Consider the following 422-nt stretch of genomic DNA (forward strand, 5'->3'; position numbering starts at 1 on the left):
CCGATCGTTCGTGGTTCTGCTCTGAAAGCGCTGGAAGGCGAAGCAGAGTGGGAAGCGAAAATCATCGAACTGGCTGGCTTCCTGGATTCTTACATCCCGGAACCAGAGCGTGCGATTGACAAGCCGTTCCTGCTGCCTATCGAAGACGTATTCTCCATCTCCGGTCGTGGTACCGTTGTTACCGGTCGTGTAGAACGCGGTATCATCAAAGTTGGTGAAGAAGTTGAAATCGTTGGTATCAAAGAGACTGCCAAGTCTACCTGTACTGGCGTTGAAATGTTCCGCAAACTGCTGGACGAAGGCCGTGCTGGTGAGAACGTTGGTGTTCTGCTGCGTGGTATCAAACGTGAAGAAATCGAACGTGGTCAGGTACTGGCTAAGCCGGGCTCTATCAAGCCGCACACCAAGTTCGAATCTGAAGT

Annotated in this window: 1 protein-coding gene; it reads left to right on the forward strand. The window is 51.9% G+C overall.

What is annotated here, in order from left to right; translation table 11 throughout:
* Window positions 1–422 (forward strand): EF-Tu/IF-2/RF-3 family GTPase (locus NNO08_RS22975; RefSeq protein ID WP_271457611.1); only part of this gene is annotated, 422 nt, incomplete at both ends.

This window comes from Citrobacter sp. Igbk 17 (assembly GCF_028069775.1).
Taxonomy (GTDB): domain Bacteria; phylum Pseudomonadota; class Gammaproteobacteria; order Enterobacterales; family Enterobacteriaceae; genus Citrobacter.